Source organism: Stenotrophomonas sp. STEN035, assembly GCF_056759935.1.
Genome location: NZ_JBRRDY010000068.1, coordinates 1 through 5,209, shown reverse-complemented (window position 1 = coordinate 5,209; position 5,209 = coordinate 1). Strand labels below are relative to the sequence as shown.

The window sequence follows — 5,209 nt, the reverse complement described above, 5'->3', positions numbered from 1 at the left end:
TTATTTTTTTCGTTCTTTGCGTTTGTGCTTGCCTTGCCTCGGGCGCGGCGGCGCGGCGGCCCCGCGCGCGGGCGCCCCCCCCCCCCCCCCCCCCCCCCACTACAGGTGGGGCTCTCTGCCAAGCATGCCTCGGCACTACGCTCCCTCCCTTTGGCCGCAGGCCAAGGGGAGGGTTGGGGAGGGGTGGCTTTTTGTTTGGAAAGCCCCTGCCGAGCATGGCTCGGCACTACAGTTGCTTACCTATATCCCGCTGCCTGCAGCTCGAACAGCTCCGCATAGCGGCCACCTTCAACCATAAGCTCCTCGTGGGTGCCGCTGGCTTCGATGCGGCCGTCGGCCAACACCAGGATGCGATCGGCCATGCGTACCGACGAGAAACGATGCGAGATCAGCACGGCAGTGCGGTTGTCCGACAGCTCCTTGAATCGCTGGAATACCTCGAACTCGGCACGCGCATCCAGCGCGGCGGTCGGTTCGTCGAGGATCATCACCTGCGCGTCGCGCATATAGGCACGGGCGATGGCGATCTTCTGCCACTGGCCGCCGGACAGATCCACACCGGTTTTGAAGCGGCGGCCGATGAGCTGGTCGTAGCCTGCGGGCAGGGCGTCGATCACTTCATCGGCCAGTGCGCGCCGCGCTGCATTCTGGATTCGGTCCTTGTCGTACATCGATTCGACCAGGCCGACCCCGATGTTCTCGCCAGCGGACAGGTGATAACGCACGAAATCCTGGAAAATCACGCCCATGTTGGCGCGCAGGTCGTCCAAATCGTAATCACGCAGATCGCGGCCATCGAGCAGGATGCGGCCTTCGTCCGGGTCGTACAGGCGTGCCAGCAGCTTGACCAAGGTGGTCTTGCCGGCGCCGTTCTCGCCGACCAAGGCAATCACTTCACCGGCCTGCAGATGGAAGCTGAGGTTGCGTACCGCCCAGCGCTCGGCATCTGGGTAGCGGAAGCCGACGTTGTCGAACACGAAGCCTTCGCGGATCGGCCGCGGTATGGCTATCGCGTCCGGGCGCGAGCGAATCTCCGGCTCGATGGCATAGAACGAGAACAGGTCATCCAGATACAGCGCCTGCCCGGCAACCTGCGAGAAGCCGGTGAGCAGCCCTTCCAGCAATTGGCGCAGGCGCAGGAAACTGCCGGACAAAAAGGTCAGGTCGCCGATGCTGAAATCACCGCGGATGGTGCGCCAGGCGATGTAACCATAGGCAGCGTAATAACCCAGCGTGCCCAACGCGGCCAACAGCGTGCCCCAGATCGCGCGCTTTCGGGCCAGCGCGCGGTTGGCCCTGTAAAAGCGCTCGGCCAGCAGTTTGTAGCGGTCGATAAGGAAACGGTTGAGGTTGAATATCTTCACCTCCTTGGCCGTTTCCACGCTGGCGCCGACCTGGCGCAGGTAGTCAAGCTGGCGCCGCTCGGGCGTCCAGCTGAAGTTGAGCGAATAGCCCAGCGTATTGAAGTGCGACTCGCCGATAAAAGCCGGGATCAAGGCAATCGCCAGCAGCACGATCAGCCATGGCGCGTAGACGATCAACCCTGCGGCAAAGCTGATGACGGTGATGGTGTCCTGCACCTGCCCGAACAGCTGGCTCATCAGGCTCATGCGGCCCATGGTCTGGCGCCGCGCACGGTCGAGCTTGTCCTGCAGATCGGGGTCTTCGAAGTCTTCCAGATCGAGCTCGGCGGCGTGCTCCATCAGCCGCACGCTGGTGGCATTGGTGAACAGCTCGGAGAGCAGTGAATCGGCGTAGTTGATCAGCCGGCCGAGCAGATCAGAGCCGATCGCGATAGCCAGTTCCAGCAACAGCAGCTCAAGCAAAGTGTTGAGGTGGCCACTGGAGAATGCCTCGGCCAGTGGCGGCATCGGACCAGCACCAGCCAAGCGCACCGCTTCATCGATGATCAGCTTGCCCACGTACAGCATTGCCACCGGCATCAGTGCGCGGACCAGGCGCAGGCCAAGGCTGGCGAGTGTCAGCCAGCGGCTGGTCTGCCACACCTGCCGCAGGAAGGGCGGCAGGTTGCGCATCGCATCGACGCGCTCGCGGAAGCTGGGTTTCTTGGCGGGAGCAGGCTCGGGGTGGGGCATGGGGGACTCAAGCGGCGAGGTGCGGGTTCAGGTTACCTGTAAATGCGCCGGCGCCGGTGTATCGGCGTACTCAACCGTCCTTGCCCAGATCGATATCGCCCATCTGCGCGTCGTCGCGGCCGTCGGGGTTGTCGCGGACTGCTTCGCCGGGTGCGCCGAAGGAGCGCCTGCCGCTGTCGACATGGAGGTGGCTGGTTACCTTGCGCACGCCTTCAATGGCAGCGACAACGGCCTCGACCTTGTGCTTCACCTCGGTGCTCGGAACATCGCCGGACAGGGTTACCTGACCGTCCTTGACCTGGGCCAGTACCTGCGACGTCTGGGCCTGCTGGCCAAGGGTACGGACGACGTCATCGCCGATCAGGGTGTCGGAGCGTTCTGCGGCCATGGTTGGGTCCTTCTTATGCGGGACTTCCACGATGGCGGATGGGGTGTGAGTTTGTTGTTACTTGGGGGCTTGCTTTGCTCCCTCCCTTTGCCAAAGGAAAGGGGAGGGTCGGGGAGGGGTGCTTTGCCTTTGGCTTTGCCTTTGGCTTTGGTTTTGGTTTTGGTTTTGGTTTTGGCTTTGGCTCGTGCTTCTGCTTGTGCCGTCATTCCCGCGAAGGCGGGAATCGCTCTTGCTCTGCTTTTGCCATTGGAAATGGCAGGGACTGGCATAGAAGTGCAATAGAAACGGCAAGTTCAAATGCAGGAGCGATTCCCGCCTTCGCGGGAATGACGGCATAAGAGCGGGAGGCGAAAGCAAAAAGGCAAAAGGCAAAGCCCAAAGCCCAAAGCCCAAAGCCCAAAGCCAAGCGCCCACAGCACTTACCTCAACTACGCGGCCCTTCCGGTGGAGGCGGTTCAGACGACTGCAACGCCACTGGCAGATGCCAACCAAAATGCATCGCCATCATCCGCAAGCCAAAGCACAGTCCGGCACCGACCAATGCACAAGGCAATGGCGGCAAACCCAACCAATAGCCCACCGCAACCACAGCAGCACCCGCCAATGCAGCGACCGCATACAACTCGGCCTGCAGCACCAAGGGCACCTGCGCCAACAACACATCACGTGCAATGCCGCCGCCAATACCGGTCAACATGCCCAGTGCAGCCGCCATCGGTGGATCAATGCCGTAGGCCAAGGCTTTCTGCGTGCCGGCCACGGCAAACAAGGCCAGCCCCATCGCATCGAACATGCGCACCGGGTATTGCATGCGCTCGATCAGCGGCGCCCAGAAGAAGGTGACGATGCCAGCGGCCAAGGTGATGGCCGGGTAGCGCCAATCACTGATCGCCGCCACCGGGGTAGCGCCGATCAGCAGGTCGCGGGTGATGCCGCCGGCCAGCGCCGCCGCGAAAGACAGCACCAGCACGCCGAAGATATCCAACCGCCGACGCACCCCCATGGTCGCCCCGGACAGGGCGAAGACGAAGGTGCCGATAAGGTCGAGGATCAGTACAAGGGTTCCCATGCGCCGTATTGTGCGGTGTGGCGCCGGCTGCGGCCATCAGTCCGGTCTGGATTGATGGCCTAGGGTTCCTCTATTGATCAGGGCAGCGGCGGCAGCAGGCTGGCGCCGAGTCGGTTCCAGGCGTTGATCACCGCCACGGCCATGCTCAGGTCGCTGATGCCCTTGTCGTCGAAATGCGGCCTCAACGCGTCGAAGGCGGCCTGTGAGGGCGCGCCATCCGGCAGCCGGGTCATCGCCTCGGCCCAGCCCAGCGCGGCACGCTCGCGCTCATCAAAGAAGCGGCTCTCGTGCCAGGCCGGCAGCGTGTCGAGCTTGCGCGGTTCGATGCCGGCCTTGCGCAGTGCGGTGGCATGCATGTCCATGCAGTAGCCGCAGCCGTTGATCTGCGATACGCGCAGGAACACCAGCTCCTGCAGTTCGTGCTCGATGGAGCTGTCATGCACGGCCTTGCTGGTGGCCAGCAGGCCCTTGAATGCATCGGCGGCGAGACGGGTGTAGGGCACGCGGGGGAAGGTGGTAGCGGACATCAGGTTTCTCCAGACAGCCACGATGGCCGTCTTTCGTTACAAGGACGCAGCAGCGGCTTCGTGCGTGACAAGTGGGGGCAACTTTTCTGGATTGAGCACGCTGTAGACGGCAGCGATGCGCCCATCCACCACTTCGATGGTGGTGAATGAGGCCAGCCTGCCTCCGGCGAAGCGCAGGATTGCCAGTTCGCCGTTGACGTAGCCAAGTTGGGCGGGCAGGGCAGCACCGCGACGGGCGATGGCCCAGTACAGGCGGCCGATGCGCTCGGCGCCGCGCAGCGGGCGGATGGCAGCGGTGACGATGCCGCCACCGTCGGAGAACAGGGCGGCATTGGCATGCAGCAGTGCCTGGATGGCGGGGCTGTCACCACGCTGGGCCGCTTCCATGAAGCGCTGCAGCAGCTGCCTATGCTGTGCCGGCGCTGGCTGGAAGCGTGGTGCACCGGCCTGCAGGCGCTGCTTGGCCCGGCGCACCAGTTGCCGGCAATTGGCCTCGCTGTGTCCAAGCAGGCTGCCGATCTGGCGGTAATCGTGGTCGAAGGCCTCTTTCAGCAGGAAAGCGGCGCGCTCGTCCGGGCTCAGTTGCTCCAGCAGGGCCAGGAAGGCGACGGAGACCTCGTTGGCGATGGCGTGGATCTGTGCTGGGTCCGCTTCGGTGTCGGATGCCAGTTCGACCTGCAAAGGTTCCGGCAGCCATGGGCCCACGTAACGCTGGCGTTCCCGCTTGGCCGCGCGCAGGCGGTCCAGGCTGAGTCGCGTGGTCGCAGTGACCAGCCAAGCTTCGGCATCACGGATCTCGGCGGTGTCGCTGCCCGCCCAGCGCAGCCAGGCGTCCTGCAACACGTCCTCGGCATCGGCGCGGCTGCCCAGCATGCGGTAGGCCAGTGCCAGCAGGCGCGGGCGATGGGTCTGGAAGATGGATTCGGGGTTCATGAAGGCAGGACGGCGCGGGGCGGGCTGGCGTGACAGTGCCACTTTGCCTGAACAAGATCCGGCTGTTGTAGGAGCGGGGGGGGGGGGGGGGGGGGGGGGGGCGGGGGCGCGGGGGGGGGGGGGGGGGGGGCGGCGGGCCGCGCCCGCCCCGGCGCCCCCCCGCGGGCGGCGGCCGCGCCGGCGCGCCGGGGGGGGG

Annotated in this window: 5 protein-coding genes; all 5 read right to left on the bottom strand. The window is 64.7% G+C overall.

Going from position 1 to position 5,209, the window contains the following annotated elements:
* Window positions 1–236: 236 nt before the first annotated feature.
* The 5 genes from ACVOLL_RS20375 to ACVOLL_RS20355 all read right to left on the bottom strand — a co-directional run bounded on the left by ACVOLL_RS20375 (window position 237) and on the right by ACVOLL_RS20355 (window position 5,013).
* Entirely contained in the window at window positions 237–2,096 is a 1,860-nt protein-coding gene (locus tag ACVOLL_RS20375; protein ID WP_481514552.1) for an ABC transporter ATP-binding protein, read from the bottom strand.
* Window positions 2,097–2,166: 70 nt separating this feature from the next.
* Window positions 2,167–2,484 carry a BON domain-containing protein gene (locus tag ACVOLL_RS20370; protein ID WP_481514551.1) on the bottom strand — a complete coding sequence of 106 codons (318 nt, stop codon included), beginning with the start codon at window positions 2,482–2,484 and terminating at the stop codon, window positions 2,167–2,169.
* Between the two features lie 424 nt (window positions 2,485–2,908).
* Window positions 2,909–3,553 (bottom strand): trimeric intracellular cation channel family protein, encoded by a 645-nt coding sequence (locus ACVOLL_RS20365; protein WP_062166083.1) that lies wholly within the window; start codon window positions 3,551–3,553, stop codon window positions 2,909–2,911.
* A 77-nt stretch (window positions 3,554–3,630) separates the two neighbouring features.
* A complete protein-coding gene (locus tag ACVOLL_RS20360) occupies window positions 3,631–4,080 on the bottom strand; it encodes a carboxymuconolactone decarboxylase family protein (protein WP_481514550.1) in 450 nt (149 codons plus the stop codon).
* A 36-nt stretch (window positions 4,081–4,116) separates the two neighbouring features.
* On the bottom strand, window positions 4,117–5,013 hold the full coding sequence (locus ACVOLL_RS20355; protein WP_481514549.1) for an RNA polymerase sigma-70 factor: 897 nt from the start codon (window positions 5,011–5,013) through the stop codon (window positions 4,117–4,119).
* Window positions 5,014–5,209 lie beyond the last annotated feature (196 nt).